At 71.5% G+C, this 26,391-nt stretch carries 31 protein-coding genes; 9 read left to right on the forward strand and 22 right to left on the reverse strand.

All coding sequences use genetic code 11. The features are described 5' to 3' along the window. Positions 1-27: 27 nt before the first annotated feature. Entirely contained in the window at positions 28-1,524 is a 1,497-nt protein-coding gene (locus A6A25_RS02310) for a M1 family metallopeptidase (protein WP_073886006.1), read from the reverse strand. 55 nt (positions 1,525-1,579) lie between these two features. After that, on the reverse strand, positions 1,580-3,205 hold the full coding sequence (gene menD / locus A6A25_RS02315) for a 2-succinyl-5-enolpyruvyl-6-hydroxy-3-cyclohexene-1-carboxylic-acid synthase (RefSeq protein ID WP_073886007.1): 1,626 nt from the start codon (positions 3,203-3,205) through the stop codon (positions 1,580-1,582). 96 nt (positions 3,206-3,301) lie between these two features. Here menD and A6A25_RS02320 point away from each other — a divergent pair, with 96 nt between their 5' ends. From A6A25_RS02320 to A6A25_RS02335, 4 genes are all read left to right on the forward strand, one after another. After that, on the forward strand, positions 3,302-4,213 hold the full coding sequence (locus tag A6A25_RS02320; RefSeq protein WP_073886008.1) for a 1,4-dihydroxy-2-naphthoyl-CoA synthase: 912 nt from the start codon (positions 3,302-3,304) through the stop codon (positions 4,211-4,213). A 2-nt stretch (positions 4,214-4,215) separates the two neighbouring features. Continuing rightward, complete coding sequence (menE, locus tag A6A25_RS02325) at positions 4,216-5,277, forward strand: o-succinylbenzoate--CoA ligase (RefSeq protein ID WP_073886009.1); 1,062 nt, start codon at positions 4,216-4,218, stop codon at positions 5,275-5,277. 131 nt (positions 5,278-5,408) lie between these two features. Continuing rightward, positions 5,409-6,605 (forward strand): hypothetical protein, encoded by a 1,197-nt coding sequence (locus A6A25_RS02330; protein WP_073886010.1) that lies wholly within the window; start codon positions 5,409-5,411, stop codon positions 6,603-6,605. Positions 6,606-6,659: 54 nt separating this feature from the next. Continuing rightward, positions 6,660-7,532: a 1,4-dihydroxy-2-naphthoate polyprenyltransferase gene (locus tag A6A25_RS02335; protein WP_073886011.1), complete on the forward strand. Its 873-nt coding sequence runs from the start codon at positions 6,660-6,662 to the stop codon at positions 7,530-7,532. A 6-nt stretch (positions 7,533-7,538) separates the two neighbouring features. Here the strand turns inward: A6A25_RS02335 and A6A25_RS02340 are convergent, their stop codons facing one another. Together A6A25_RS02340 and A6A25_RS02345 are read right to left on the reverse strand one after the other, a co-directional pair. Then, on the reverse strand, positions 7,539-7,937 hold the full coding sequence (locus A6A25_RS02340) for a hypothetical protein (protein ID WP_073886012.1): 399 nt from the start codon (positions 7,935-7,937) through the stop codon (positions 7,539-7,541). Positions 7,938-8,011: 74 nt separating this feature from the next. Beyond that, on the reverse strand, positions 8,012-9,154 hold the full coding sequence (locus A6A25_RS02345) for a PLP-dependent cysteine synthase family protein (protein ID WP_073886013.1): 1,143 nt from the start codon (positions 9,152-9,154) through the stop codon (positions 8,012-8,014). Between A6A25_RS02345 and A6A25_RS02350 the strand changes: the two genes are divergently transcribed. Beyond that, the gene (locus A6A25_RS02350; protein ID WP_073886014.1) at positions 9,130-10,122 is read left to right on the forward strand and encodes an ADP-ribosylglycohydrolase family protein; all 993 of its coding nucleotides are present in this window, start codon (positions 9,130-9,132) and stop codon (positions 10,120-10,122) included. The two genes, A6A25_RS02345 and A6A25_RS02350, sit on opposite strands and share 25 nt — an antisense overlap. Positions 10,123-10,152: 30 nt before the next feature. On the opposite strand, the gene A6A25_RS02355 is transcribed toward A6A25_RS02350, so the two are convergent. Then, positions 10,153-11,154 carry an aldo/keto reductase gene (locus A6A25_RS02355; protein WP_073886015.1) on the reverse strand — a complete coding sequence of 334 codons (1,002 nt, stop codon included), beginning with the start codon at positions 11,152-11,154 and terminating at the stop codon, positions 10,153-10,155. Between the two features lie 127 nt (positions 11,155-11,281). Here A6A25_RS02355 and A6A25_RS42735 point away from each other — a divergent pair, with 127 nt between their 5' ends. Then, positions 11,282-11,500 carry a hypothetical protein gene (locus A6A25_RS42735; RefSeq protein WP_143192917.1) on the forward strand — a complete coding sequence of 73 codons (219 nt, stop codon included), beginning with the start codon at positions 11,282-11,284 and terminating at the stop codon, positions 11,498-11,500. Between the two features lie 5 nt (positions 11,501-11,505). On the opposite strand, the gene A6A25_RS02360 is transcribed toward A6A25_RS42735, so the two are convergent. Together A6A25_RS02360 and A6A25_RS02365 are read right to left on the reverse strand one after the other, a co-directional pair. Continuing rightward, complete coding sequence (locus tag A6A25_RS02360) at positions 11,506-11,763, reverse strand: DUF4229 domain-containing protein (protein WP_274534280.1); 258 nt, start codon at positions 11,761-11,763, stop codon at positions 11,506-11,508. A 10-nt stretch (positions 11,764-11,773) separates the two neighbouring features. After that, the gene (locus tag A6A25_RS02365) at positions 11,774-12,241 is read right to left on the reverse strand and encodes an Lrp/AsnC family transcriptional regulator (RefSeq protein WP_073886017.1); all 468 of its coding nucleotides are present in this window, start codon (positions 12,239-12,241) and stop codon (positions 11,774-11,776) included. 165 nt (positions 12,242-12,406) lie between these two features. Here A6A25_RS02365 and A6A25_RS02370 point away from each other — a divergent pair, with 165 nt between their 5' ends. Continuing rightward, complete coding sequence (locus tag A6A25_RS02370; protein WP_241828460.1) at positions 12,407-12,625, forward strand: BldC family transcriptional regulator; 219 nt, start codon at positions 12,407-12,409, stop codon at positions 12,623-12,625. Between the two features lie 52 nt (positions 12,626-12,677). Further along, positions 12,678-12,857: a hypothetical protein gene (locus A6A25_RS02375; RefSeq protein WP_073886373.1), complete on the forward strand. Its 180-nt coding sequence runs from the start codon at positions 12,678-12,680 to the stop codon at positions 12,855-12,857. Between the two features lie 63 nt (positions 12,858-12,920). On the opposite strand, the gene A6A25_RS02380 is transcribed toward A6A25_RS02375, so the two are convergent. The 4 genes from A6A25_RS02380 to A6A25_RS02395 form a co-directional block, all read right to left on the reverse strand. Continuing rightward, positions 12,921-14,318, reverse strand: a complete 1,398-nt coding sequence (locus tag A6A25_RS02380) for an AAA family ATPase (RefSeq protein ID WP_073886018.1) — start codon at positions 14,316-14,318, stop codon at positions 12,921-12,923. 155 nt (positions 14,319-14,473) lie between these two features. Then, complete coding sequence (gene ccsB / locus A6A25_RS02385; RefSeq protein WP_073886019.1) at positions 14,474-15,418, reverse strand: c-type cytochrome biogenesis protein CcsB; 945 nt, start codon at positions 15,416-15,418, stop codon at positions 14,474-14,476. Beyond that, on the reverse strand, positions 15,418-16,974 hold the full coding sequence (resB, locus tag A6A25_RS02390) for a cytochrome c biogenesis protein ResB (protein ID WP_083667898.1): 1,557 nt from the start codon (positions 16,972-16,974) through the stop codon (positions 15,418-15,420). Before resB ends, ccsB begins: the two co-directional genes overlap by 1 nt. A 50-nt stretch (positions 16,975-17,024) precedes the next feature. After that, positions 17,025-17,810 (reverse strand): cytochrome c biogenesis CcdA family protein, encoded by a 786-nt coding sequence (locus A6A25_RS02395; RefSeq protein ID WP_073886020.1) that lies wholly within the window; start codon positions 17,808-17,810, stop codon positions 17,025-17,027. Positions 17,811-17,984: 174 nt separating this feature from the next. On the opposite strand from A6A25_RS02395, the gene A6A25_RS02400 reads away from it, so the two are divergent. Next, positions 17,985-18,968, forward strand: coding sequence for a M64 family metallopeptidase (locus A6A25_RS02400; protein ID WP_073886021.1), 984 nt, complete (start codon positions 17,985-17,987; stop codon positions 18,966-18,968). 3 nt (positions 18,969-18,971) lie between these two features. Here A6A25_RS02400 and A6A25_RS02405 read toward each other — a convergent pair whose 3' ends face one another. The 11 genes from A6A25_RS02405 to hemB form a co-directional block, all read right to left on the reverse strand. Continuing rightward, positions 18,972-19,553, reverse strand: coding sequence for a TlpA disulfide reductase family protein (locus A6A25_RS02405; protein WP_073886022.1), 582 nt, complete (start codon positions 19,551-19,553; stop codon positions 18,972-18,974). Then, on the reverse strand, positions 19,550-20,179 hold the full coding sequence (locus A6A25_RS02410) for a histidine phosphatase family protein (RefSeq protein ID WP_073886023.1): 630 nt from the start codon (positions 20,177-20,179) through the stop codon (positions 19,550-19,552). The genes A6A25_RS02405 and A6A25_RS02410 overlap by 4 nt, the downstream gene beginning before the upstream one ends. Beyond that, complete coding sequence (gene hemL / locus A6A25_RS02415; protein ID WP_073886374.1) at positions 20,176-21,471, reverse strand: glutamate-1-semialdehyde 2,1-aminomutase; 1,296 nt, start codon at positions 21,469-21,471, stop codon at positions 20,176-20,178. The genes A6A25_RS02410 and hemL overlap by 4 nt, the downstream gene beginning before the upstream one ends. A gap of 11 nt (positions 21,472-21,482) precedes the next feature. Beyond that, a complete protein-coding gene (locus A6A25_RS02420) occupies positions 21,483-21,878 on the reverse strand; it encodes a hypothetical protein (protein ID WP_083667823.1) in 396 nt (131 codons plus the stop codon). Then, the gene (locus tag A6A25_RS02425) at positions 21,868-22,323 is read right to left on the reverse strand and encodes a hypothetical protein (protein WP_073886024.1); all 456 of its coding nucleotides are present in this window, start codon (positions 22,321-22,323) and stop codon (positions 21,868-21,870) included. Before A6A25_RS02425 ends, A6A25_RS02420 begins: the two co-directional genes overlap by 11 nt. A gap of 7 nt (positions 22,324-22,330) precedes the next feature. Then, positions 22,331-22,873 carry a hypothetical protein gene (locus A6A25_RS02430; protein ID WP_073886025.1) on the reverse strand — a complete coding sequence of 181 codons (543 nt, stop codon included), beginning with the start codon at positions 22,871-22,873 and terminating at the stop codon, positions 22,331-22,333. Beyond that, the gene (locus A6A25_RS02435; RefSeq protein ID WP_073886026.1) at positions 22,870-23,484 is read right to left on the reverse strand and encodes a hypothetical protein; all 615 of its coding nucleotides are present in this window, start codon (positions 23,482-23,484) and stop codon (positions 22,870-22,872) included. Before A6A25_RS02435 ends, A6A25_RS02430 begins: the two co-directional genes overlap by 4 nt. Before the next feature lie 17 nt (positions 23,485-23,501). After that, positions 23,502-23,903 carry a hypothetical protein gene (locus tag A6A25_RS02440; protein WP_073886027.1) on the reverse strand — a complete coding sequence of 134 codons (402 nt, stop codon included), beginning with the start codon at positions 23,901-23,903 and terminating at the stop codon, positions 23,502-23,504. Continuing rightward, positions 23,900-24,478, reverse strand: coding sequence for a hypothetical protein (locus A6A25_RS02445; RefSeq protein ID WP_073886028.1), 579 nt, complete (start codon positions 24,476-24,478; stop codon positions 23,900-23,902). The genes A6A25_RS02440 and A6A25_RS02445 overlap by 4 nt, the downstream gene beginning before the upstream one ends. Before the next feature lie 93 nt (positions 24,479-24,571). Continuing rightward, positions 24,572-25,135 (reverse strand): hypothetical protein, encoded by a 564-nt coding sequence (locus tag A6A25_RS02450; protein ID WP_073886029.1) that lies wholly within the window; start codon positions 25,133-25,135, stop codon positions 24,572-24,574. Next, a complete protein-coding gene (gene hemB / locus A6A25_RS02455) occupies positions 25,132-26,109 on the reverse strand; it encodes a porphobilinogen synthase (RefSeq protein ID WP_073886030.1) in 978 nt (325 codons plus the stop codon). Before hemB ends, A6A25_RS02450 begins: the two co-directional genes overlap by 4 nt. Positions 26,110-26,391 lie beyond the last annotated feature (282 nt).

Raw genomic sequence — 26,391 nt, forward strand, 5'->3', positions numbered from 1 at the left:
CGGCCCCGCGTGTGACGTTCGACTTGCTCAGTGCTGGTGACCCGCGAGCAGCTCCCGCGTCTCGTGGATCTTCTTGAACGACTTCGGCTCGGTCACGGTCGCCGCACGCGCCGTGAAACCCGCCGCGCCCGGTGCGACGGCCGGCTTGCCCGGCGTGAACAGCCAGGTCTGGAACAGCTCGTCCAGTTGCTTGCCGGACAGCTTCTCCGCGAACGCGATGAACTCGTCCGTCGACGCGTTGCCGTTGCGCTTGGCGGCGGGCCACTCCTGCAGCAGCCGGAAGAACACCTCGTCGCCGATCTCGCCGCGCAACGCGTGCACGGTCAGCGCACCCCGGTCGTAAACGGCGCCGTGGAACTGGTTGGCCGCGCCCGGGTTGCCGGGCAGCACCTGCCAGAACGGGCTGTCGGCCGGGTACAGGCCGTAGACGTAGTCCGAGTTCTCCTGGGCGGTGCCCTCGCCGACGTGCTCGGACCACAGCCACTCCGCGTAGCTCGCGAAGCCCTCGTTCAGCCAGATGTCCTGCCAGCCCTGCACCGATACGGAATCACCGAACCACTGGTGCGCGACCTCGTGCGCCACCACGTAGGTGTTCGAGCCGCGCCGGAAGAACGCGGTGTCGTAGGTCGACCGGGTCTGGTTCTCCAGGGCGAAGCCGATGCCCGGCGTCGCCACGCCGCCCTGCGCCTCGAACGGGTAGGGCCCGAACTGGGACTCCAGGAACTCCGTCACCTCGGGCGTGCGCTCGATGCTGGCCACGGCCGCGCCGTAGTCCGCGCCGAGCCGCTCCGAGTAGGCGTTGAGCACCGGCTGGCCGTTCGGCGCGGTCGACTGGCGGATCTCGAACTGGCCGATCGCGACGAACGCCAGGTACGTCGCCATGGGCTGCGCGCTGCGGTAGCGCCAGCGGGTCCAGCCGTTGATCTGCTGGACCGTGCCGCCGAACGTGCCGTTGGAGATCACCTCGACGCCGGTCGGCACGGCCACCGAGATGTCGAACTTCGCCTTGTCGGTCGGGTGGTTGTTGCTCGGGAACCACCACGGCGCGATGTCGGGCTGGTCGATCGCCAGCGCGCCGTCCGGGGTCCGCTTCCAGGACGTGTAGCCGTCCACCGCGTAGGTCGAGGGCACGTCGGAGTAGGTGACGACGACCGTCACGTCGGAACCCTTGCGCAGCGTGCCGCGCGGGTCGACCACGAGTTCGCCGCCGGACTGCGTGAACGCGGCGACCTTGTTGTTGACCCGGACCGAGCTGACCTTCAGCAGGAAGTCGAGGTTGAACCGGCTCAAATCCTGGGTGGTCTTGGCCAGGATCGTGGTGGTGCCGGACAGGTTGTCGGTGGCCGGCTGGTAGTTGAGCCTGATGTCGTAGTGGGCGACGTCGTACCCGCCGTTGCCCGCGTTCGGGTAGTACGGGTCGCCGATGCCCGGCGCTCCGGGCTGGGCCGCCGTCGCCGTGCCGGCGAGCAGGAGCACGGACGCCGCGGCGGCGGTACCGAGGGTCAGCTTCGCTCTCAGGGACATGCGGCGAAGCTAGTCTCGGCCCACGGCGGGCTGTACCCCCGTGAGTAGGATTCGCCTAGTGGAATGACGTCGAGACGGCGGCTTTCAACCGGGCGTGCAGATCGCGCAGTTCGCGCCGTTCCGCCCGGATCTCCACCACGCGGATTCCGCTCGGCAGTTCCAGCGCCTGCCGCAACTCCCCCGGCGTGCGCGCTTCGGTGTGCGGCACGTGGTGCGCCGCGCACAGCGCCTTCAGGTCCACGCCGTGCGGCGTGCCGAAAACGCGCTCGAAAGTCTGCTCGTGCTCCTTCGCGCCCTGCTCCAGCAACGCGAAGATGCCGCCGCCGTCGTCGTTGAGCACGACGACCGTCAGGTCGGGTCGCGGCTCACCTGGGCCGATGAGCAGGCCGTTCGCGTCGTGCAAGAACGTCAGGTCGCCGATCAGCGCGTAGGTCGGGCCCTCGGTCAACGCGATCCCCGCGGCGGTGGAGATGCTGCCGTCGATGCCCGCCACGCCCCGGTTGGCGTAGGTGCGCACGTCGCGGCGCGGCGCGGCGACCAGGTCGACGTCGCGCACCGGGTTGGACGAGCCGAGGAACAGGTTCGCGCCCGGCGGCAGTGCGGCGACCAGGTCACGGGCCACGTGCAGGCCGGTCGGCCACGGCTGCTTCGCCAGCAGGTCGTCCACCACGTCGGCGACCGCCTTGTCCGCGTGCTGCCAGGCGGTGAGCCAGTCGTCGTCCACGTCGTGCTCGCCCAGCACCAGGTCGGTGGACGTGTGCGTGGCGGTGAACTGCGGGTCCGGCCAGTCGAGCTCGTCGGACAGCACGTGCACGACCGGGGTCTGCGCGATGAGCTTGAGCACACCCCGGGAGAGCGTGGCGCGGCCGACGACCACCAGCGACCGCGGCTTGAGGTGCTCGGGCAGGTCGCCCGCGTTGAGCAGCAGCGCGCCGTGGCGCAGGCCGTGCCCGGTCGGCTCCGCGATCACCGGCCAGCCCGCGCGTTCGGCCAGGTCGGAGAGGTCGTGGTCGGTGTCGCCGACGATCACCAGGGTGCGCGGGCCGAGGTGGTCGGCGGCGTGCGTCGAGGTGGTCGTGCGGTGGGCCGTGCGGGTCCACGGCATGTCGAACGGGCGGCCGTCCAGGCTCTCGGGCCAGTCGTCGGGCCGGCCGTCGGGCACCAGCGGCTCGCGGAACGGCACGTTGACGTGCACCGGGCCGTGCTCGCGGGCGGTGGCGACGGCGCGGCACACCAGGGAGCGCCACAGGCCGTTCTGGTTGTCCCGGCGCTCGGCGATGGGGAACTGGAGGGTGTCCGTGCCGAAGATGCGCTGCTGGTCCACGGTCTGGCTGGCACCGGTGCGGTAAAGCTCGACCGGGCGGTCGGCGGTGACCGCGATCACCGGCACGCCCGAGTGCCCGGCCTCCAGCATCGCCGGGTGCAGGTTCGCCACGGCGGTGCCGGACGTGCAGGTGACGGCGGTGACCTCACCGCTGCCCTTGGCCAGGCCGAGGGCGAGGAAACCGGCGGTGCGCTCGTCCACGCGGACGTGCAGGGTGAGGCGTCCGGCCGCCGCCGCCTCGGACAGGGCGAACGACAGCGGGGCGTTGCGCGATCCGGGGCTCAGCACGACGTGCCGGACGTCGTTGCGGATCAGCTCGTCGACGAGCACCCTGGCCTGCGCGGTGGACGGGTTCACCCCGACATTGTCGCTCAGCCCGCGACCAGGTGATTCCACGCGCTGAGCCGGACCGGTCCCGCTCTCAGCCGCCGCACGGGCCTATTGTCCCTAGCCGTGGCAGATCAGGACGTTTCCGAGCTGTTCGACCCCACCCGCTGGAAGCGGGTCGAGGGGTTCGACTTCACCGACATCACCTACCACCGCGCGGTCGACCAGGGCACGGTGCGCATCGCGTTCAACCGGCCCGAGGTGCGCAACGCGTTCCGGCCGCACACGGTCGACGAGCTGTACCGCGCGCTGGACCACGCCCGGATGAGCTCGGACGTCGGCTGCGTCCTGCTCACCGGCAACGGCCCGTCGCCGCGCGACGGCGGCTGGGCCTTCTGCTCGGGCGGCGACCAGCGCATCCGCGGGCGCAGCGGCTACCAGTACGCGTCGGGTGAGACGGCGGACACCGTCGACCCGGCACGGGCGGGCAGGCTGCACATCCTGGAGTGCCAGCGGCTGATCCGGTTCATGCCGAAGGTCGTGATCGCGGTCGTCCCGGGGTGGGCGGCCGGCGGCGGGCACAGCCTGCACGTGGTGTGCGACCTCACGCTCGCCAGCGCCGAGCACGCGAGGTTCAAGCAGACCGACGCCGACGTCGGCAGCTTCGACGGCGGCTACGGCTCGGCGTACCTGGCCCGGCAGGTCGGCCAGAAGTTCGCCCGCGAGATCTTCTTCCTCGGCCGCGCCTACACCGCCGAGGACATGCACAAGATGGGCGCGGTGAACGCGGTCGTGCCGCACGCCGAGCTGGAGTCGACGGCGCTGGAGTGGGCCAGGGAGATCAACGGCAAGTCGCCGACCGCGCAGCGGATGCTGAAGTACGCGTTCAACCTGATCGACGACGGCCTGGTCGGGCAGCAGATCTTCGCGGGCGAGACCACGCGCCTGGCGTACATGACCGACGAGGCCGTGGAAGGCCGGGACGCCTTCCTGGAGAAGCGCCCGCCGAACTGGTCCGACTACCCCTACTACTACTGATCATGATCACCCTCGACCAGGTGCGCGCCGCGTTGAGCGGCGAAGGGTTGGTGTCGGCCCAGGACGGCGACCACGCGCCGTTGCGGGGCTGGGAGACCGCGGCCGCGCTCGCGGTCACGACGTCGGGCTCCACGGGCGAGCCGAAGACCGTGCTGCTCGGCGCGGACGCGCTCACCACGTCCGCCGAGCTGACCCACGCCCGCCTCGGCGGGCCCGGCACGTGGCTGCTCGCCCTGCCGACCACGCACATCGCGGGCATCCAGGTGCTGGTGCGATCGGTCGTGGCGGGCACCGAGCCCGGTGTGATGGACCTCGCCCCCGGTTTCCGCGCGTCCGACTTCGCGGTGGCAGCCCGTCCGGTGCTGGCCAAGCCCGGTCCGCACTACACCGCGCTGGTACCGACGCAGCTGGCCCGTCTGGTCGCCACCGAAGGCCCGGGGCTGGCGGCGGTGCGGCAGTTCGACGCCGTGCTGATCGGCGGTGCCGCCACTCCGCCCGCCGTGCTGGAACGGGCGCGGATGCTCGGGGTGCGGGTCGTCACCACGTACGGCATGAGCGAGACGTCCGGCGGGTGCGTCTACGACGGGCTGCCGCTGGCCGGCGTGCGCGTGCGGCTGGCCGACGGCCGGATCGAGGTCGGTGGGCCCGTGCTGGCGCTGGGCTACCGGGGCGGCGAGCCGTTCGGCGAGTGGTTCCGCACCGGTGACCTGGGGCGCATCCGGGCCGACGGGACGCTGGAGGTGCTGGGGCGTGCCGACGACGTGATCATCAGCGGTGGCGAGAACATCGCGCCCTCCCGGGTCGAACGCGCGCTGACGGCGCAGCCCGGCGTGCGGGAGGCGTGCGTGGTGGGGCTGGCCGATCCGGAGTGGGGTCAACTGGTGGCCGCGGCCGTCGTGCCCGAAGATCCTGGTGACCCGCCCGACGCGGACGAGCTGTGCGCGGCGGTCGGCGAGGTGGTGGGGCGGTTCGCCATGCCGAAGCGGGTCGTTTTCGTGACGGAACTGCCCCTGCGCGGACCGGGCAAGGTGGATCGGAAGGCGGTCGCTAGCTCGTTTGGGTGAGTTTCTGTCTTGTTAGCAACCTTGTTGGTTGACAGCTAACCACGCCAGGCGATTGGCTCGGCAGCGCCGAGACGCGTGCGGCCCTGCCGCGGTCACCTCCGCACCGCCGCGTCCGGACGAGGAGTGCTGCGATGACCAGGCGCTACCTGATACCGCTCGCCGTCGCCACCGTCCTGACCGCCGGTCTGGTGGCGCCCGCCGCCGCCGAGGGTGACCGCGAGTGGACGGCCGACCTCACCACCGTGGACGCCGACGACAACGGCGTCACCTCGCACCACGGCACGATCCGGCTCGACCGTGCCGCACCGACGCCCGCCAGCGCGCGGGCCGCCATCCGCACCGGGTTCCTGCAGCTCGAACCGCGCACGTTCGACGCGCCGGTCAACGCCGTCGCCGCGACCGTGAAGAGCGCCGTCCCGGCAGGCGCCGAAGTCGCCGTCGACGTGCGCGGCGCGCTGGGCGACGAGCAGTGGACCGAGTGGGTCGAGGCGCGGCCCGACGCGCCCGCCGTGCTGCCGACCTCGGTCACCACCGTGCAGGTCCGGTTGGCGATGACGGCGGAGCAGGCCTCGCCCGAGGTGAGCCGGCTCGACCTGCGGGCGTTCACCGCGCCCGCCGCGTCGGACGTCGGCGCGCAGGCCGCGGGCCGGTCCTACCGGATCTTCGCGACCCGCGAGGGCCTGGTCGGCGGCACCACCGCGAACGGGCACGTGATCGTCGCCCGCGACCACTTCGTCGCCCTGCCGTCGCGGCGCGGCCTGTCCGCCAAGGGCACCGGCACGTACAGCGTGCGGGTGTGCGCGTCCAACGGCCGGTGCGAGTGGGCTCCGGTGTGGGACGTCGGCCCGTGGAACACCAAGGACGACTACTGGAACCCGTCGGCCACCCGGGAGATGTGGAAGGACCTGCCGCAGGGCAAGCCGGAGGCGCAGGCCGCGTACCAGGACGGCTACAACGGCGGCAAGGACCAGTTCGGCCGCACCGTGGCCAACCCGGCGGGCATCGACCTGGCCGACGGCACGTTCTGGGACGGCCTGAAGCTGACCGACAACGCCTGGGTCACCGTGACCTACCAGTGGACCGGGTCGGGCCCGGCCGGCTTCGTCCGGACCTCGGGCGGCCCGCTGAACGTGCGCAGCGGGGCGACGTCGACCGCATCCCAGGTCGGCCTGGCCGCGAACTACGCGCAGGTGCGGGTCGAGTGCCAGGTCACCGGCCAGTCGGTGACGGGCTCGCAGGGCACGTCGAACATCTGGTACCGGATCGCGGCGGGCAAGTACGTCGCGCGGGCGTACGTGTCCGGCGTGTCGGGCGCCACCGCCTGCTGATCACGCGGCCACCCGGGAGCGGGTCCCCGTGCCCCATGTCGGAGGATGTCCGACATGGCCACAGTCGCCCAGTGGGTATCGGGGACCCGCCCCCGCACGCTGCCGAACTCGATCGCGCCGGTGCTGGTCGGCGCGGGCGCCGCGCACCACATCGACGGCTTCACCCTCGTCTGGGCCGTCCTGGCGCTCGTGGTGTCGGTGGCGCTGCAGGTCGGCGTGAACTACGCCAACGACTACTCCGACGGCATCCGCGGCACGGACACCAACCGGGTGGGCCCGTTCCGGCTCGTCGGCTCGGGTGCGGCCAACCCGAAGGCGGTGCGCACGGCGGCGTTCGCGGCGTTGGGCGTGGCCGCGGTGGCGGGCTTGGTGCTGGTGGTGCTGTCCGGCCGGTACTGGATGGTGGCGTTCGGCGCGGTGTGCATCGGGGCGGCGTGGTTCTACACCGGTGGCCGCAAGCCGTACGGGTACGCGGGACTGGGCGAGCTGGCGGTGTTCGTGTTCTTCGGGCCGGCGGCGGTGCTCGGCACGCTGTACGTGCTGACCGGTGAGGTCACCGGCATCGGCATCGGTGGCGCGGTCGCGATGGGCACGTTCTCGACCGGCGTGATGATCGCGAACAGCCTGCGCGACATCCCGACCGACGTCCGGGCGGGCAAGCGGACCCTGGCCTCGACCCTGGGCGACCGCGACTCGCGGCGGCTGTACCTGGCCCTGGTCACGATCCCGTTCCTGATCACGCTGGTGATCGGCCTGCGCGTGCCGTTGGCGCTCATCGGTTTCCTGGCGCTGCCGCTGGTGGTCCTCGGCGCGCGGCGGGTGCTGAACGGCAGCAAGGGCCGCGACCTGATCCCCGTGCTGCGTGACACGGGCCTGGCGATGCTGGTGTGGGGCATCGCCGTGCCGGTCGCGCTGGTGCTGGGCTGAGGCTGCCTACCAGGCGTCCTCGGTGAACGAGATCGGCTCGTCGTCGTCGCGCGGCGCGGGCTTCGGCGGGTCGACGCGTGGTTCCTCGCCGCGGCACAGGGCGGACAGGGCTTCGCGGTCCGCTTCCAGGGCCGCCTTCACGCCGCGGTCGTCGGCGGCTTCGCCCATGAGGACTTGGCGCCAGCTCAGGTAGCCGCCCGCGATCCGGCGCTGCAACGCCTGCAGTTCCGGCGACGCCGCGTTCGACTTCGCGTACTGCATCACCCGCCGCACGTCGTCGGCAGACGGCTCGCGCTGCGGGTAGCGCAGCTTCGCCGCCTCGCGCATCGCCTTGTCGGCGTCGGCGACCGACCTGGCCAGCACGTCCTCCGCCGTGAGCACCTCCGCCGTCCGCCACGCGCTCACCGCACACCCCTTCCCACGCGCCGATCCCCGCTGCGACGCACCGCGGGCGCCGCGCGTTCCCATGAAATCAGGATTCACCGACCCCACATACCGGTCGAGCGGAACCTCTTCAGCGTGGCCAGGTGCGGCGCCAGGTCCATGCCCTGCGCGGCCACCCACTCGTCGTCGTAGTACGTGTGCCCGTAACGCTCTCCGCCGTCGCACAGCAACGTCACCACGCTCCCGCGCAGCCGCGACGCCCGCATCTCCGCGATCAACTGGAACGCGCCCCACAGGTTCGTGCCGGTCGACCCGCCGACCCGCCGACCCAGCACGTCCTCGACGTGCCGGATCGTGGCCACCGACGCCGCGTCCGGCACCTTGTACATCCGGTCGATCACGTCGGGGATGAACGACGGCTCCACCCGCGGCCGGCCGATGCCCTCGATGCGCGAGCCCCGCGTGCCGGTCAACGACGGGTCCCGGTCGCACCACGCGTCGAAGAACACCGAGTGCTCCGGGTCGACCACGGCCAGCCGGGTGTGCAGCTTGCGGTAGTGGATGTAGCGGCCGATGGTGGCGCTCGTGCCGCCGGTGCCCGCGCCGACCACGACCCACTCCGGCTCGGGCGCCGCCTCCAGCGCCATCTGCTGGAACACCGACTCGGCGATGTTGTTGTTGCCGCGCCAGTCCGTGGCCCGCTCGGCGTGCGTGAACTGGTCCATGAAGTGCCCGCCCAGCTCCGCCGCCAGCCGCCGCGACTCGTCGTAGATCGCGCCCGGCTCGTCCACGAAGTGGCACTGCCCGCCCTGGCGCTCGATCAGCGCCACCTTCTCCTGGCTGGTCGACCGGGGCATCACCGCGATGAACGGCAACCCCAGCAGCCGCGCGAAGTACGCCTCCGACACGGCGGTCGAGCCGGACGACGCCTCGATCACCGGTGTGCCGCCGACGACCCAGCCGTTGCAGATGGCGTACAGGAACAGCGATCGCGCGAGCCGGTGCTTGAGCGAGCCGGTGGGGTGGGTGGACTCGTCCTTCAAGTACAGGTCGATGCCCCACTCCGGTGGGAGCGGGAAGTGCAGCAGGTGCGTGTCGGCGCTGCGGTTGGCGTCCGCTTCGATGATGCGGACGGCCTCGCACACCCATTCCCGGGTCCGGGAACTGCATCGGTCTACCGAAGAGGTCACGCCGGCACGATAACTTCTGCGACGTGAACTCACTTCTGAGCGGCTCATTCCGCGGCAGCCTCCTCGCCGGCGCCGTCGGCGACGCGCTCGGCGGTTCGATCGAGTTCGACCGGATCGACCGCATCCGGGGCCGGTTCGGGCCTGCGGGCCTCACCGACTACGCGCCCGCCTACGGCAGGCTCGGCGCGATCACCGACGACACCCAGATGACCCTGTTCACCTTGGAGGGCCTGCTGTTGGCCCGCAAGCGCGGCAGCGACCCCGTGCACGAGGTGCGCGTGGCGTACGCGCGGTGGCTGCGCACGCAGGGCGGACCGGAGGTCACACCGGACGGGTGGCTGCTGGACGTGCCCGAGCTGCACGACCAGCGCGCGCCCGGCAACACGTGCCTGACCGCGTTGCGCTCGGGCGTGCCGGGCACGGTGGACGCCCCGATCAACGACTCCAAGGGCTGCGGCGCGGTGATGCGGGCGGCACCGGTGGCGTTGTGGTCCGACGACGTGCGCGAGGTGTTCGACCTGGCCGCCGCGACCGGCGCGCTGACCCACGGCCACCCCAGCGGCTACCTGTCCGCGGGGGTGCTGGCCGTGCTGGTGCAGCAGGTGCTGGCGGGCGTGGCGCTGCCCGCCGCGATCGAGGTGGCCCGCGCCGAGCTGATCCGGTGGGACGGGCACGAGGAGCAGCTGGCCCTACTCGACCTCGCCGTGGAGCTGGGGGTGGGCGGTGTGCGGCCGACGCCCGAGGTGATCGAGACGACGTTGGGCGGCGGGTGGGTGGGCGAGGAGGCGCTGGCGATCGCGGTGCTGACCGCGTTGGCCGCCCGCGACCTCGCGGACGGCCTGCTGCTCGCGGTCAACCACTCCGGGGACAGCGACTCGACCGGTGCGCTGTGCGGCAACCTGCTGGGCGCGCGGGACGGTGTCGAGGCCATCCCGGAGCACTGGCTGGAGACGCTGGAGCTGCGGGACGTGGTGGAGCGCCTCGCCGACGACGCGGTGGCCGCGTTCGAGCGGTGACCGGACGGGCCGCCGCCCGTCCGGTGACGATCAGCGGGAACGCCTCACGAACTGGGGGAGGCGCTGCAAGGCGTACGGGTAGGGCAACGGCCGGCTGCTGGCCTCGGTCAGGCGCCGCACGTGGGCGTCGTCGAGTGACCAGCCGGTGGCACCGAGGTTGTCCCGGAGCTGGGCCGGCGTCCGGACCCCGATGATCGGGCTGGTCACCCCGGGCTGTTCGAGCAGCCAACGCAGGGCGACCTGGGACGGTGTCCTCCCGACCTCGGCGGCGACGGCCGAGACCGCCTCCACGACCTGCCAGGTGACCTCGGTCGCCTCGTCCTCCACCGACAGCCGACGATCGCCGAGCCTGGTGCCTGCCGGGGCCTCGGTCATCTCCCGGGTGTACTTGCCGGTCAGCCAACCGCCGCCGAGCGGGCTCCACGGGATCAGGCCGAGGCCCTCGTTGCGGCAGATCGGCAGCAGTTCGAGTTCCGCGTCGCGGTCGAGCAGGTTGTAGAGCGGTTGCAGGCTGACGAACGGCTCCCACCCGTGCTGCCGGGCGAGGTCGATCGACTTCTGCAACTGCCACCCGGTGTAGTTGCTGGCACCGACGAAGCGCACCTTGCCGCTGGTGACCAGCCGGTCGAGGGTGGACAGCGTCTCCTCGATCGGTGTGGCGTCGTCGAAGACGTGGATCTGGTACAGGTCGATGTAGTCGGTGCCGAGCCGCTTGAGGCTCGCCTCGACGGCCCGCACCAGGTGCTTGCGGCCGGCGCCGTTCACCGGTGCGCCGGCGGCCATCTCCCCGTACGCCTTGGTCGCGATGACCAGGTCGTCGCGGTCCTGCGACTTCAGCCAGTTGCCGATGATCCGCTCGGAACCGCCGTACTGGTACGCGTCGGCGGTGTCGATGAAGGTGCCGCCGGCGGCGGTGAACTCGTCGAGGACCCGGTGGACGGTCGGCTCGTCGGTCTGGTCGCCGAAGGTCATGGTGCCGAGCGCGAGTTCGCTGACCTCGAGCCCGGTGTTCCCGAGGAATCGTCGTTGCATGGCTCGAACAGTAGGCACGGTCGCGGCCGGGGACCGTGCCAATTCGGGGCGAAGATCCCGTGCCGATCCGCCGCTCGGAGCAGGCACCTGGACTGCCCCGCGGCCTACGGGACCGTTACCTGGAGCAGTGGCGTGCCGACGTCGAGGTGCGCGGGAACTGGGCCTCAACCCGCTCGGCGTGGCGTTCGGCGCGGCCCGCATCGCGAAGCGCGAGCGCAGGCCCGTGCTGCTGCCGATCGGCCCGCTGGCACTGGCCCTGCGGCTGCGCGAGAGCACGAACATCGGCGCCGTGCTGGCCGTGATGGTGCTGGCGAACCTCGGCGGGGCGATCCTGCTGGTGCTGTAGCCGGGCTAGGCGGCGTCGCCGCGCAACTGGGCGCGCAGCTTCTCGCGCTCGGCACGCCGCACGGCCTGCTTCTCCTCCAGGCCCTGCGCGACCCGCGTGCGCAACCCGCTGAACACGAACAGCGACAGCGGCAGCGCCACCACCACGCCCACGGCGAGGGCGACCAGCAGCGGCACGTTCACGAGCACGAGCAGCGCGGTGACCGCGGCGACCATGCCGAGGCGCGCGCCGACGTAGAGCGTCACATCACGACCCAGGTGCACGTCAACCAGGTTACGCGTCGTCCGCGGGGCCGGCCGCCGCGGTGTTCGGACGGCCCTCGAACCGGGTGGACAGCACGACCGTGGTGCGCGTGCGCGCGACGCCCTGGATGCGCCGCAGCCGGCCGAGCGAGCGCTCCAGGTCGTCCACCGTGGCGACCCGCACCTTCACGATGAACGACTCGTCGCCCGCCACCCGGTAGCACGACTCGACCTCGACCAGCTCGGCCAGTGCGACGGCCAGCTCGTCGTCGTCCGCGGTGTCGGTGGGGTGGATGCTGACCAGCGCGGTCACGCCGAGGCCGACGGCGCTCGGGTCGACCACGGCGTGGTAGCCGACGATGACGCCGGTGGCTTCGAGCTTGCCGACCCGCTCGTGCACGGCGGAGGCCGAGAGGCCCACCTTGCGGCCCAGGTCGGCGTAGGTGGCCCGGCCGTTCTCCCGCAGGGCGGCGATGATCTGGCGATCAAGAGCGTCCACCGGTCACAGGGTAGGCCCACGGGCCTGCCCGGAAGAAAGGCGGGATGTCCGAACCGCGCGCTTCGTCCCTTACTACCTCTTTACCATCACCCAAGCGTTCGAGTACCCGATGGGTGGGGTGCCACCATGCGTCCGGTACGTCTGTTCACCATCGGGGAGGATGCCGTGACAGTGACGCAGGGACACCAGGGGGAACGCCTGCTGACGCCGGGCGAGGTCGCGAACCTGTTCCGGGTCGACCCGAAAACGGTCACCCGCTGGGCCACCGCGGGCCGGATCGGCTCGATCCGCACGCCGGGCGGCCACCGCAGGTTCCGCGAGTCCGAGGTGCAGCAGCTGTTGTCCCAGCTGACCACGGAGGCGACCGAACCCGTCCGGCACTGACGACGCGCACCTCCACGACACGGGTAATCTCGTGGCAAAGGAGGTGGCGACCATGCTCTACCTGCTCGCGGTGATCGGTGCGCTCACCATCGCCGTGCTGCTGTGGCGTGCGTTCGGGCCGGACCGGGTCGATACCGCCCCCAGTCGTCGTGTCGTGGCACCGGACGACGACCCCGACTTCCTGCGCAAGCTCGGTGAGCAGCGCAAGAAGAAGCCGGACGACGAGGAGTGACGCCAACGGAGGGGCCTCAGCCCGAGGCCCCCTCGTCCTGACCGCCGTCCCCGGTCGTCCGGGTCAGTTGTTCGGGAAGTCGTCGGCCACCGTGGCGGCGAGTTCCAGCAGCGCCAGCCGGGTGTCCGGGGCGAGCTTGTCCAGCTCGATCTCCGCGCCCTCTTCCAGGTGCGTGTCGAACGGGATGCGCACCACGGCGCGGCAGCGCTGGGCGAAGTGCGCGGCCAGCTTGTCCAGGTCGACCTTGCCCGAACCCGGCCGCACCGAGTTGATCACCGCGACGGACTTCGCGACCAGGTCGCGGTAGCCGTGGGCGTCGAGCCAGTCCAGCGTCGCCGCCGAGGTCTGCGCGCCGTCCACCGAGCCGGACGAGACCAGCACCAGCGAGTCGGCCTGGTCGAGCACGCCCTTCATGGCCGAGTGCATCAAACCGGTGCCGCAGTCGGTGAGCACGATGTTGTAGAACAGCTCCAGCAGCGAGACCGTGCGCAGGTAGTCCTGGTCGCTGAACGCCTCCGACACGGCCGGGTCCTGCTCGGACGCCAGCACTTCGAGGCGGCTGGGCGACTGCGAGGTGTACGCGCGCACGTCGCTGTACCGGGTGATCTTCGAGGCGTCGCGCAGCAGGTGCCGCACGGTCGCCGTGGTCTCCCTGGGCACCTTCAGCGCCAGCGTGCCGCGGTCGGGGTTGGCATCGACGGCGATGACCCGGTCGCCGCGCAGCGAGGAGAACGTCGAGCCGAGCGTGGTCGTCGTCGTGGTCTTGCCGACGCCGCCCTTGAGGCTCAGCATCGCGATCTTGTAGCAACCGCGCAGCGGCTGGTTGATCCGCGCGATCAGCTCGCGCCGGCGCAGGTCGGCCGGGCTCTCGCCGAGGTTCACCAGGCCGCCGGTCATCGAGTGCAGGGTCTTGCGCCAGCCCGACTGCGGTGGCCGCTTCGCGCGCTTGATCAGCTGCTGCGAGGAGACCTCGTTGGCGTTGGCCCGCTGGGCCTGCTGCGCCGGCTGGGGCTGGACGCTCTGCGGGAAGTTGTTGGGGAAACCGCCCTGGTACTGGTGCGGTCCCGACTGGCCCGGGTTGGGATAGGGACCGGACTGGCCGCCCGAGACCTGGTAGGCGCCCGACTGCCCGCCGGACACCTGGTACCCACCTGACTGACCACCGGACACCTGGTACCCGCCCGACTGCCCGCCCGAGACCTGGTACCCGCCCGAGTGGCCACCGGAGACCTGGTACGGCCCGGAGTGCTGGCCCGACTGCGCCGGGAACCCGCCCGACGGCGGTCCCGTCACGGGGCCGGACTGCGACGGGTCGAGGTAGACCGTCTGGGGGTCGACGTAGTGGGCTCCCGATCCCGGCTCGACCTGGTAGCCGCCCGACTGGTTCGGGTTGGGCTGCTGCCCTTCCGCTCCGGCCGGCTGCTGCCACGACGGCTCAGGATTCTCGTAGCGACCGGTCACCGCTGGGGTCCTCCCTGAGCAAGCGGATCGAGACCTCCCCGACCCCACGCGTCCGACGGTAGTCGGCGATCAGTGGTTCCACGACACTGGGTGCGCGCCGGCCGACGGAATCTCCGGCAGGTCGGCGGGCACCGCGTACCCGGTGGTCTACGGGATCAGCCGACCCCGGCGTACGAGTGCAACCCAGTCGTTACGAGGTTGATGAAGAACAGGTTGAACACGGTCAGCGCGAAGCCGAGCGAGTTGATCCAGGCGGCGGGCCTGCCGCGCCACCCGGCGGTCGCCCGCGCGTGCAGGTAGGCCGCGAACACCACCCACGAGACGAACGCCACGGTCTCCTTGGGGTCCCAGCCCCAGAACCGGCCCCACGCCGCCTCGGCCCAGATCGCGCCGCAGATGATGCCGATGGTGAACAGCGGGAACGCGAACACCGTGCTGCGGTAGGCGAGCCGGTCCAGCACGTCGGCGTCGGGCAGCTTGGTGAACCGGGCCCGGCCCGAGGTCTTCAGCAGGTACAGCACGCTGGCCACGCCGGGCACCAGCAGCACGCCGCTGGACACCGAGATCACCGACACGTGCACCACGAGCCAGTAGGACTGCAGCGCGGGTTGCACGGGCGCGGCGTCGGAGTAGAGCACCGTGCCGCCGAGGAACATCAGGATCACGATCGGCACGAGCACGAAGCCGCCGAGCTTGCGCACGTCGAACGTGCGCGAGAGCACGAGCCACGTGACGACGGCGGCGAGCGTGAGCAGCGAGCCGTACTCGTACATGTTGCCCCACGGCGCGCGTTCGGTCGCGAGACCGCGCAGCACCAGCGAAGCCGCCTGCAGCAGCGCGCCGAGCACGGTGAGCGCCGCGCCCATGCGACCGAGGCGTTCGGCGTGGGACCGCCGTTCCGGCTGGGCGACCAGGCCGGGCGTCCACGTGCCGTCGGCCTGCTTGCCGCCCGCCGCGACCACACCGGCCAGCTCCCGTGCCTTGGCGGGCCGGGCGAACGCGGCCTCGCACAGGTACAGCACGGCGGCGAAGAAGTAGATCGCCACGGCCGCGCCGTAGGTCCAGTCGCTGTAGGTCGCCAGGGTCGCGTTGACCGGCATCAGCTGTCCTCCTTGTCAGCGCGATCGGTCTTGTCAACGCGATCGGTGATCTTGGCGCCGTCGGCGAGCAGGTCGCGGGACATGGCCAGATCGCGGGCGAGCACGGTGAACTCCTCGCCGTACCCGGCCTGGTCGGTGCGCGCGAGGCCGCCGACCTCGACCACGGTACGCCCGTCCTCCCCCGGCGTCGCCCGCACCCACACGCGGCGGCGCTTGATGCTCAGCGAGACGGCCAGACCCAGGATGACCAGCACCGAGAACAGCAGCACCCACACCTGCGTGGGGTCGTGCGACACCTGCAGCGACACCCAGTCGCGCACGCCGTCGAAGCGGATCACGGTGCCGTCGTCCAGGGTGAGCTGCTCGCCCTGCTCGAGGTTCTGCCGGGCGACCTTGGTGAGCTTGCCGTCCTGCACCATCTTCTGGTCGATGGAGAAGATGGACTGGCCGCGGCCGGAGTCGGTGCCGAGGTCGCCGCGGTAGACGTCGATCGCGACCGCCGGGTCGTTCGCGGCGGGGAACGCGGAGTCCAGCAGCTCGCCCTGGAACACGGCGGTCGGCGCGAGCAGGCCGGTGATCGCGAGCTGGCTCTTGCGGCGCTGCTCGGCGTCGGGCACGTTCGGCGGGTCGAACTTGGTGGCGCCCTCGGAGGCGAGCGTGATCTGGTTGACCGGGCGCCACTGGGTCGCGCCGGTGCGGGTCTCGCCGTTGGGGAAGGTGACCGTGAACAGCGGCGTGTAGCCGTGGCCGAGGAGGTAGAGGCGGTCTCCCGCGGTGCGCAGCGGGCTGTTCACCTGCAGCGGGTACGGCCGCCAAGTGCCGGTCTCCAGGTCCGCGCCGGACTGGTAGTGGATGGCCGCGTGGAAGCTCTCCGCCTGGCCGTTGTGCAGGAACGTGGCGTCGAAGTCGTCCACCCGCACGCAGAACTGGTTGAGCTGCGTGCCGTCCACGCGCAGCCCGGGGCGGAACGTGTCGTAGTTGTAGACGCCCGAGTTGCAGAACTGACCGCCGTTGGCCTGCACGATGACCTGGCCCTCGTAGCCGAACATCTTGCCCAGCGCGAACGCGATCAGCAGGCCGAGCAGGGAGAAGTGGAAGACCAGGTTGCCGGTCTCGCGCAGGAAGCCGCGTTCGGCGCTGATCGTGCGGGCGCCGTCCGGCTCGTCGCGGGTGACCGTGCGCCAGCCCTTCAGCCGGCGTTCGGCCCGCTCGATGACGGCCTGGGGTGACGCGGTCGTGCCGGCCGACGCGTGGTGCGGCATGCGGGCCAGGTTGCGCGGCGTGAGCACCGGCTTGGCCCGCATCTGCTTGAAGTACTCCCAGGTGCGCGGGAGCAGGCAGCCGATCAGGGACACGAACAGCAGCACGTAGATCGCGGAGAACCAGAAGCTCGCGTAGACGTCGTAGAACTGCAACCGGTCCAGGAACCGGCCCCACCAGCCGTTGTCGGCGATGTACTCGTCGACCTTGAACGAGTTCAGCGAGCGCTGCGGCAGCAACGCGCCCGGCATCGCGCCAAGGGCGAGCAGGAACAGCAGGGTCAGCGCGGTGCGCATGGCCGTCAGGCCGCGCCATGTGTTGCGCAGGAAGGCGAGGGCGGTGCGCACTACAACGGCAGCTTCAGGTCGTTGACCACGGCGTCCCGCAGCCAGAACACGAAATCGCCCCACAGCCCGGTGACGAGCGCCACTCCGACCGCCATCAGCAGCACCCCGCCGAACACCTGCACCTGCCGGACGTGCGACCGCAGCCACCCGGTCGTCCGCACGGCCCACCGCGCGCCCATCGCGATCAGGATGAACGGCAGCCCGAGCCCGAGGCAGTAGGCGAGCACCAGGACCGCGCCGCGGGCGGTGACCGAGCCGACCTCCGTGCTGCGGGTCAGCGCCAGCACGCCCATCAGCGTCGGCCCGATGCACGGCGTCCAGCCGAGGGCGAACACCCCGCCGAGCAGCGGCGCGCCGAACAGCCCGGCCTTGGGCGTCCGGTGCACGCGGACGTCGCGCTGGAGGGCGGGGACGAGGCCGATGAACACCAGGCCCATGGCGATGGTGATCACGCCGCCGATGCGCTGCAGCAGGTCGCCCTGGAACCAGAACAGGTCGGTCAGCCCGAGCACGACGAACGACGTCAGGGCGAACACGACCGTGAAGCCGAGCACGAACAGCAGGGCGGCACCGGCGACCCGCCAGCGGCCGGTCTTGGCGGCTTCCCCGTCGGCCACGGCCGGTGCTTCCGCGCCGACCAGGCCCGCCAGGTAGGCGAGGTAGCCGGGGACCAGCGGGACCACGCACGGCGAGGCGAACGAGATCGCCCCGGCCAGCACCGCCACCCCGGTCGCGAGCAGGATCGGGCCGGAGGTGGCCAGATCGGTCGGGTTCACGTCGTTCAGAGTAAGTAGCTGCTACTTGACGGTGCGCACCGGCATCCCTTATGGGCGACCCAGGTCACAGGCAGACGGTGGTCCGGTTGGTGCCGCAGAGACATCGCCTTACCCGTCTCAGTGAATGTTTAAACGCGACCATCAACCCTTGTGGGTCAGCAGGCAACTCCATAGCGTGACGACATGCGTGCTCACCGGCTTGTCCTGCCCGTGCTGGCCGTCGCCTTCGCCGTCGTCGCCGCTCCCCTGCCCGGCGGCGCCGCGGAGGCGGGCGGACCGGACGTGCCGGGCGCGTCGGGCGTGGAGTGGGTCGAGGTCTTCTCCCCGGACGGCACGATCTCGCGCACGCCGGTGCCGGTCGCGGTCGAGACCAGGGCCGCGCCGGGGGAGGTGGCGGCCGACGTGGTGGCCATCCAGGAGACCGGCGCGCCCGACCAGCGGTTCGACCTGGTCTTCGTCGGCGACGGCTACACCTCGGCCGAGCTCGCCGCCTTCCACGACCACGTGGTGGGCAAGTGGGCGGAGCTCGCCGCCGTGGAGCCGTTCAAGTCCTACCGCCAGTACTTCAACGTGTGGCAGGTCAACGTCGTGTCGAACGAGTCCGGCGTGGACCACGACCCGACCCTGGGCACGGACCGCGACACCGCGTTGGACATGGGCTTCTGGTGCCAGGGCCGCGACACCCAGACCGAGCGGCTGCTGTGCGTGAACCAGACCAAGGCGACCCAGTTCGCCGCGCTCGCGCCGCAGGCCGACCAGATCATCGCGCTCGGCAACACGGCCAAGTACGGCGGCGCGGGCGGTGGCGTGGCGACCGCCGCGGGCGCGAACGACCAGGCCGGGCAGATCGCCGTGCACGAGCTGGGCCACTCGATCGGCAAGTTGGCCGACGAGTACGACTACCCGTACGACCGGTACAGCGGCACGGAGCCGACCGAGGTCAACGTGACCGCGGACCCGACCGGGGCGAAGTGGTCGGCCTACCTGGGCCTGCCGTCACCGGACGGTGGCGTGGTCGGCGCGTTCGAGGGTGCCCGGTACCACAAGTACGGCCTGTACCGGCCCACCGAGGACTCGATCATGCGCACGCTGGGCCGGGAGTTCAACCTGGTCGGCCGCGACGCGATGATCGAGGCGTTCAAGGCCAAGGTGCCCGAGCTGCGGTGACCGCTACTCCGCGGCCAGCTCCTTGACCAGCGGCAGCAGGTCGGACGCGATCACGCCACCGAGGAACGCCGCCGCGACGCGGTGCTGCTTGTCCAGCACGAACGTGGACGGCACGGTGTTGGGTGGCAGCCCGCGGAACGACAGCATCGCGCGGCCGGACTCGTCGTAGATCGACGGGTAGGTCAGCTGCCGGTTGGTCATGAAGTCCCGGGGCGCCTCGACCGAGTTCTCCTTGACGTCCACGCCCAGCACCTGCACGCCCAGCGGCCCGGTCTCGTCCTGCACCTTCTGCAGCTCAGGAGCCTCCGTGCGGCACGGCGGGCACCAGGCGCCCCAGATGTTGACGACGACGACCTTCCCCGCGTAGTCCTCCAGCGAGATCGTCCTGCCGTCCTCCATCAGGCTGGGACCGGTCAGGCCCTTGATGCCCTTGCGCTCGTCGCCCTCGTAGCGCAGCTTCGTCTCGCCGTTGGGCGCGACGAGCTGGAACTCCGAGCCGGCCACCACCGCGTCGTCACCGGACGTGCAGCCCGTGAGCAGCAGGAACGCCGCCGTGAGGCCGCCGAGCAAGGACCGTGCCCTCATGCCCCGGTCACCCTCGGGTTCGTCGCGCCGACCGGTTCGGTGTAGACGACCCGCACCAGCTGCTCGCCCTCGAACACGAGGCTGGTCAACGACGCCAGCGAGCACTCGCGGCGCCGCGGGTCGTGCCACATCCGCTTGCCCTCCAGGAACCGGCGCAGCGTCCAAATTGGCAGCTGGTGCGACACGCACACCGCCTCGTGGCCCTCGGCCACCGACCGTGCCCGCTGCACCGCGCCCAGCATCCGGTGCGCGATCGCCAGGTACGGCTCGCCCCACGACGGCCGGAACGGGTTGACCAGCTTGGGCCAGTGCTTCGGCGAGCGCAGCGCGCCGTCGCCGACGGCCACCTTCAGGCCCTCGAACTTGTTGTCCGCCTCGATCAGCCGCTCGTCGGTGTCGAGTTCGAGCCGGTGCGAGTCGGCGATCGGCGACGCGGTCTGCTGCGCCCGGTCCAGCGGCGAGGCCACGACGTGCGCGATGTCGTGGTCGGCCAGGTGCTCGGCCACGGTCAGCGCCTGCTTCTGGCCGCGTTCGGACAGCTTGAAGCCCGGCAGGCGGCCGTAGAGGATGCCGGTCGGGTTGTGCACCTCACCGTGCCGCAGCAGGTGGACGACTGTTCGGCTCACTTGGTCGCCTCCGCGGCGGCGGCGGCACGGGCGGCGTGCGGCAGGGCGTCGGCGATGACCTCGAAGTCGGCGTCGGTCATGGCCGCGTTGACGAACCACGCCTCGAAGGCGCTCGGCGGCGCGTACACGCCGCGTTCGAGCAGGGCGTGGAAGAACGGCGGGAAGCGCCACGTCTGCGCGGCCTGGGCACCCGCGTAGTCGGTGACGTCGGTGTCGGTGAAGAACACGCTGACCAGGTTGCCGGCGAACTGGACGCGGTGCGCGACGCCCGCCTCGGTGAGCGCGGTGGTGAACAGCGCGCCCAGGCGGGTGGCGTTGGCGTCCAGGGTGCGGTAGACGTCGTCGGTGGCCGCGCGCAGCGTGGCCAGGCCGGCGGCGACCGCGACCGGGTTACCGGACAGCGTGCCCGCCTGGTAGACCGGGCCGGACGGGGCGAGCTTGCCCATCACGTCCGACCGGCCGCCGAACGCCGCCGCGGGCAGGCCGCCGGACATGACCTTGCCGAACGTGTAGAGGTCGCCTTCGACGTTCTCCAGGCCGTACCAGCCGGCGCGGGAGACGCGGAAGCCGGTCATGACCTCGTCCATGACCAGCAGTGCGCCGTTGTCCCGGCAGAGCTGCTTGAGCTCGGCGTTGTGCCGGGGCGCGATCGCGCCCATGTTGCCCGCCGCGGCCTCGGTGATCACGCAGGCGATCTCGTCGGGGTTCTCGGCGAACGCCAGCTTGACGGCCTCGATGTCGTTGTAGGGCAGGACCAGGGTGTCGGCGGCCTGCGCGCCGGTGACGCCGGGTGACGTGGGCAGGCCGAGGGTGGCGACCCCGGAGCCCGCCTGGGCGAGCAGCGCGTCCACGTGGCCGTGGTAGCAGCCGGCGAACTTGACGACCTTGCGACGCCCGGTGAAGCCGCGGGCCAGCCGGATCGCGCTCATGGTGGCCTCGGTGCCGGAGTTCACCAGGCGGACCTGGTGCACCGGGGCGACCCGGTCGATGATCTCCTCGGCCAGCTCGACCTCGCCCTCGGTGGGCGTGCCGAACGACAGGCCGTGCACGGCGGCCTCGCGGACGGCGTGCACCACGTCCGGGTGGGCGTGGCCCAGGATCATCGGGCCCCACGACGACACCAGGTCGACGTACCGGTTGCCGTCGGCGTCCCACAGGTGCGGGCCCTCGCCGCGCACCATGAACCTGGGCGTGCCGCCGACCGAGTGGAAAGCCCGTACCGGTGAGTTCACGCCGCCGGGGATCACCGCCGCCGCGCGCTCGAACAGTGCCTGGGATCGCGTCGCTGTCACGTCGTCCAGTCTCACACGTCTGGTTCGTCGACCTGCTTGCGACCACGGGTGCGCACGGCGAGCACGGTCTGGCGCAGCGCGTCGAGCAGCAGCACGCCCGCGATCGTGACCAGGGCCACGGAGGCGCCGATCCAGTTGCCCTTGAACCGGGTGGACTCCAGCGGCGGGTGGTCGGGCACGGGATAGCTGTAGTGCAGGACACCCCGGTTCCAGCACCACACTGCGGCGGGCACCAGCAGCGCGATCAGCACGACTTCGCCGATCGCGATGAGCGCGCGTTTCGGCTGGTGGAGCGTTGGCGTGTCGGGGCCGGGCTCGGGTTCCGGCACGGTCTCGGTCTCGACGGTGGCCGCAGTCACGTCGGTCAGCTTCTCACGCCCGCCCCGGTGGTCACCGTCACGTCGCACTGTGTCCGCCACCTCGCGTGGTCAGCAGCTTCACGATCGCGGCGCGGAGCGCGTCGGCGTCGCGCGCCCAGCCCATCACCACCGTGCCGTCGGTCAGCCGGATGGGCACCGCTTCCGTGCCACGCGGCAGCGACCAGCCGCCGCCGAGCACCTGCACGCCCGCTCGCGGTTCCACCCCGTCGACCGCCTCGACGTCGCCGATGCGCAGCTCGTCGCGGCCCTGGTGGAGGGCGACGGGCGTGAGGCGGACGGCGTAGAGGCGACGGCGGCCCTGCACCCAGAGGGCGGTGGGCAGGAGGAGCACGACCGCGACGAACAGCCACAGCAGGGGGCGGACGGCGCCGGTGAGCGCTTCGACGGCGAACCCGAGGACGGCGAACACCGGGCCCCACAGCAGCGGCCACCAGGACGTGCCGGGTTCGGCGTACAAGGTCGGCTGGTCCACGGTCGCGCTAGCCCTGGTTGCCGGAGAAGTACTGCCGCGTGCCGGGCAGGAAGCTGAACACCGACGCGGCGGCCGGCAGCACGAGCCGCAGCACGATGACCACCCAGTCGAGCGTGCTGGTGTCGCCGTCCCTGGCGGCGACGATGGCGGCGGCCAGCGCGAGGACGCCGATGACCAACGCGCCACCGCACAGGCCGAGCCTGGCGTGGTAGTTGCCGCCGAACAGCAGGACCGCGCCCCAGACCAGCGCGATGGCCAGGCAGGCGCTGGCGAACAACGCCATGATCGGGCCGAACCCGGCGACGACCTGCTCGCCCGACGCGATCGTGCGGGTGAGGGAGCCGAGCGGCCACGACAGCGCCGTCAGGATCCACAGGACGAACGAGATGACGACGGCGTTGGGCCGGACCAGGGCGGCGTTGTACTGGTCGACCTCGCGCATCCGGCCCGGGTACGGGGACTGGTAGTGGGGTTGGGGACCGGCCTGCGGGTACTCGACGGGCCGCATGGGCTGCCCGTACGGGTCGGGGTTGAACGGCGGCTGCGTCATCTCGGCGCCAACCGCGTGTAGGTGTTCGACGCGGGCAGGTACATCGCCACGAACCCGAGCGCGCAGGCGCCCAGGAACACCCACGACCAGGCCACGCCCACCAGCCAGTGCACGTGCGGCATGCCGTCGGCGGCGGAGACGAGCATCGCGACGAGCCCGAAGGCGGCGGACGGCAGGGCCAGCACGGTGAGCGTGATGCGCGCCCAGTTCCGGCCCGCGCGCAGCTTGGCGGCGGCGATCAGGAACGGCACCGACAGCACCGCGAAGAGGATCGCGAACGGGATCGGCGTGAACCACGCGACCAGCTCCGCCTCGCCCCTGCTCATCGGGTCGGGCTGGGCCTCCGAGTCGCGCACGAGGTCGTCGGCCAGGCCGTCCATCCCGGTGTAGAACAGGCCGGGCAGCACCAGCACGACCAGCGCCGCCGCCGCGATCCAGCACCACGACGCGACGGTGGCGGTGACCGGGCGGCGGGGCGCGAAGTCGTGCTGGTCGACGGGCGGCATCGGCGCGGGCAGCTGGAACCCGGGCGGCAGCGGCGCGTCCGCCCGGTCCTGTCCCGGCAGGTCTACCTGGTGGAACGGCGAGGCGAACGGGTCCGGTTCGGGCATGGGCTTCTCCGCGGGGTTCAGTGCTGCTTCACCCACTGTGCCGTACCGGGCAGCCACGTGAACGCCAAACCGACACCGATCAGCAGCAGCGTCACGAGCTCGGTCGCGCCGGCACCCGGCAGCACGATCCACAGCACGTGCAGCACGGCCACCGCGGTGAGCACACCGCGTGCCCACCGCCTGCCCTGCCGCAACAGCCACCCGAACAGGCCGTAGCCGAACGCGAAGAACACGGCGACCACGGTCAGCTGGGTCAGCAGGCGCGGCACCTCGGCCGGGTCGTCGTTCGCGCGGAGGGCGGCCTCCTCCAGCCGCGCACGGCTCAGCCACAGGACGACGTTCTGGAACACCAGGAACACGCCCAGGGCGAACCACACCGCGACCGCGCCGCGCACCACCGCGGGCGGCTGCCCGGTCATCCGGCTCGTTTGGCCGAGTCGAAGTAGGCCTTCGAGGCGGGCAGGTACAGCGTGACCACGGCGGCGGCCACGACCAGCACGATGACCAGGCCGACCAGCGAGAACCCGACCAGGTGGTACAGGAACACCAGCACGCCGATCACGGTCAGGGTGACCCGCGCCCAGTTGCGGCCCGCGCGTGCCTTCATCGCGAAGAGCACCATGAGCGCGGCCAGCACCACGCCGATGATCACGCTGCCCACCAGGACCAGGTTGACCGCGGCCTCGAGCTGCTCCGGCGTGACCTCCGGCGTCGAAGCCGCGGTCTTGCGCGCCTCTTCGAGGGCGGCTTCGCGCTGGGTCAGCACCAGCGCGGACGACACGACGAGCAGGATCGCGCTCGCGAGCCAGAGGAAGAACGACAGGCGGACTTCCTTCGGCTCCGGCAAGGCGGGCCGGTCCTGCCCGCCGTACCCGCCCAGCTCCGACGCGCTCAGCGGCGGTGGCGCCGGGGCGTAGGGCTGCTGAGGCGGGGGCGGCGCCGAGGGGTAGGGCTGCTCCGGCGGCCGGTTGTCAGGGTCCTGTGGGGTCGTCACGCCTGCAAACGCTATGGCCTGGTCAAGGTCGTTGTCCACCGCGACGGGCCGTGGCTGCAGACCTGTGACTTGCGGCCTCGGCGCGGGTGGTGGTCATCGCGGTGCGGGGCCCGGGACCGCCGGAGGGCGTGGTTTGAAGTAGCCCGAGACGGAGGTCTGGTACATCAGCGCCACGGCGGCACCGTCGATCAGCATCGTGACCACGCCGAACGCCAGGTCGACGCCGTTGACCGGCAGGCCGGACGCCGCCGTGAAGCCGGTGGCGGCGGAGAGGAGCCGCAGCACGCCGAGGAAGATCCCGGCGCCGGCGACCACGGTGAGCACGACCCGTGCCCAGTTCCGGCCGCCGGCCATCCGGTTGGCGAGCAGCGTGTAGACCAGGACCATGCCGACGGCGATCACCAGGCCGAACACGATCCCGCCGGTCGCGGCGGCGTCCAGGTCGTCCTGGCTGAGCGTCGGCTGCCGCAGGCGCAGCTCGCGGATCAGCATCTCGCGGTCGGCCAGCTGCACGATGAAGCGGACCATGCCGACCACGGCGCTGAGGATGAACAGCCACCGGGCGATGTCGATCAGCTTGGGCGGGGTCGGTCTCGGTGGCCTGGTGCGGGCGGACCGGGAGGACCGGGAGGACGGGGTGGGGTCGGGCGTGGTCATCCGCGGTCCAACCAGCCGGCGGCCTCGACCGCCCAGTAGGTGAGCACGACGTCCGCGCCGGCCCGGCGGATCGAGGTCAGCATCTCCAGCACGGTCCGCTCGCGCTCGATCCAGCCGTTGCGGGCGGCGGCCTCGACCATCGCGTACTCGCCGGAGATCTGGTAGGCCGCGACCGGCACGTCGGAGATCTCCGCGACGGCCTTGACGATGTCGAGGTAGGGCAGGGCGGGCTTGACCATGACCATGTCGGCGCCCTCGGCCAGGTCGAGCGTGACCTCGCGGAGCGCTTCGCGGGCGTTGGCCGGGTCCTGCTGGTAGGTCTTGCGGTCGCCTTGGAGCTGCGACTCGACCGCGTCGCGGAACGGGCCATAGAGGGCGGACGCGTACTTGGCGCTGTAGGCGAGGATGCCGGTGTCGGTGTGGCCGGCTTCGTCCAGCGCGGTGCGGATGAACCCGATCTGGCCGTCCATCATGCCGCTCGGGCCGACGACGTGGGCACCTGCCTCGGCCTGGGCGACGGCCATCTCGCCGTAGATCTCGAGGGTGGCGTCGTTGTCGACGGTGCCCTCGGGGGTCAGGACGCCGCAGTGGCCGTGGTCGGTGAACTCGTCCAGGCAGCAGTCGGACATCAGGACGGTCGAGTCGCCGAGCTCGTGGCGCAGGTCGCGCAGGGCGGCGTTGAGGATGCCGTCGAGGTCGGTCGCGCCGGAGCCGACCGCGTCGCGCTCGGCCGGGACACCGAACAGCATGATCCCGCCCACGCCCGCCTGGACCGCTTCGACGGCGGCTTTGCGCAGCGACTCGCGGGTGTGCTGGAAGACGCCCGGCATGCTCTGGATCTCGGCCGGGGAGTCCAGGCCTTCCTTGACGAACATGGGGAGGATCAGCTGGCGCGGGCGCACGGTGGTTTCACCGACCAGGCGACGCATGGCCGGGGTGGTGCGCAGGCGGCGGGGGCGGTGGGCTGGGAACACTGCGGGTACTCCCTGGGCGGTGGGTCGAGCCCGGCTCGGATTGTCGGTGCCCTGTGGTTCGGTATGTGCAAGGGGTGCTGCGAGCTGGGGTACGCCTGTTTTGCTGTCGGCTCAAGTCCGGCTTGTGTCGGTTCAAGTCCGGCTTGTGTCGGTTCAAGTCCGGCTTGTGTCGGTTCAAGTCCGGCTCGATTTGACATGGGGCCCTTACGAGTGCCCCAGGCAGGCCGTAGCCGGCAGGCTCGGCGGGGAAAAGCGTCCCGCCAAGCCTGCCGGCTCCGACCA

The sequence above is a fragment of the Saccharothrix sp. CB00851 genome (genome assembly GCF_001905065.1).
In the GTDB taxonomy this organism is placed as follows: Bacteria; Actinomycetota; Actinomycetes; order Mycobacteriales; family Pseudonocardiaceae; genus Actinosynnema.

What these genes read in the sequence shown, in the direction of transcription:
- A6A25_RS02310 (WP_073886006.1), bottom strand. Translation starts at nt 1,524, where the DNA reads ATGTCCCTGAGAGCGAAGCTGACCCTCGGTACCGCCGCCGCGGCGTCC.
- menE (WP_073886009.1), top strand. Translation starts at nt 4,216, where the DNA reads ATGATCACCCTCGACCAGGTGCGCGCCGCGTTGAGCGGCGAAGGGTTG.
- A6A25_RS02330 (WP_073886010.1), top strand. Translation starts at nt 5,409, where the DNA reads ATGACCAGGCGCTACCTGATACCGCTCGCCGTCGCCACCGTCCTGACC.
- A6A25_RS02335 (WP_073886011.1), top strand. Translation starts at nt 6,660, where the DNA reads ATGGCCACAGTCGCCCAGTGGGTATCGGGGACCCGCCCCCGCACGCTG.
- A6A25_RS02345 (WP_073886013.1), bottom strand. Translation starts at nt 9,154, where the DNA reads ATGAGCCGCTCAGAAGTGAGTTCACGTCGCAGAAGTTATCGTGCCGGC.
- A6A25_RS02355 (WP_073886015.1), bottom strand. Translation starts at nt 11,154, where the DNA reads ATGCAACGACGATTCCTCGGGAACACCGGGCTCGAGGTCAGCGAACTC.
- A6A25_RS02375 (WP_073886373.1), top strand. Translation starts at nt 12,678, where the DNA reads ATGCTCTACCTGCTCGCGGTGATCGGTGCGCTCACCATCGCCGTGCTG.
- ccsB (WP_073886019.1), bottom strand. Translation starts at nt 15,418, where the DNA reads ATGCCGGTCAACGCGACCCTGGCGACCTACAGCGACTGGACCTACGGC.
- resB (WP_083667898.1), bottom strand. Translation starts at nt 16,974, where the DNA reads ATGCGCACCGCGCTGACCCTGCTGTTCCTGCTCGCCCTTGGCGCGATG.
- A6A25_RS02400 (WP_073886021.1), top strand. Translation starts at nt 17,985, where the DNA reads ATGCGTGCTCACCGGCTTGTCCTGCCCGTGCTGGCCGTCGCCTTCGCC.
- A6A25_RS02405 (WP_073886022.1), bottom strand. Translation starts at nt 19,553, where the DNA reads ATGAGGGCACGGTCCTTGCTCGGCGGCCTCACGGCGGCGTTCCTGCTG.
- A6A25_RS02430 (WP_073886025.1), bottom strand. Translation starts at nt 22,873, where the DNA reads ATGACGCAGCCGCCGTTCAACCCCGACCCGTACGGGCAGCCCATGCGG.
- A6A25_RS02435 (WP_073886026.1), bottom strand. Translation starts at nt 23,484, where the DNA reads ATGCCCGAACCGGACCCGTTCGCCTCGCCGTTCCACCAGGTAGACCTG.
- A6A25_RS02440 (WP_073886027.1), bottom strand. Translation starts at nt 23,903, where the DNA reads ATGACCGGGCAGCCGCCCGCGGTGGTGCGCGGCGCGGTCGCGGTGTGG.
- A6A25_RS02450 (WP_073886029.1), bottom strand. Translation starts at nt 25,135, where the DNA reads ATGACCACGCCCGACCCCACCCCGTCCTCCCGGTCCTCCCGGTCCGCC.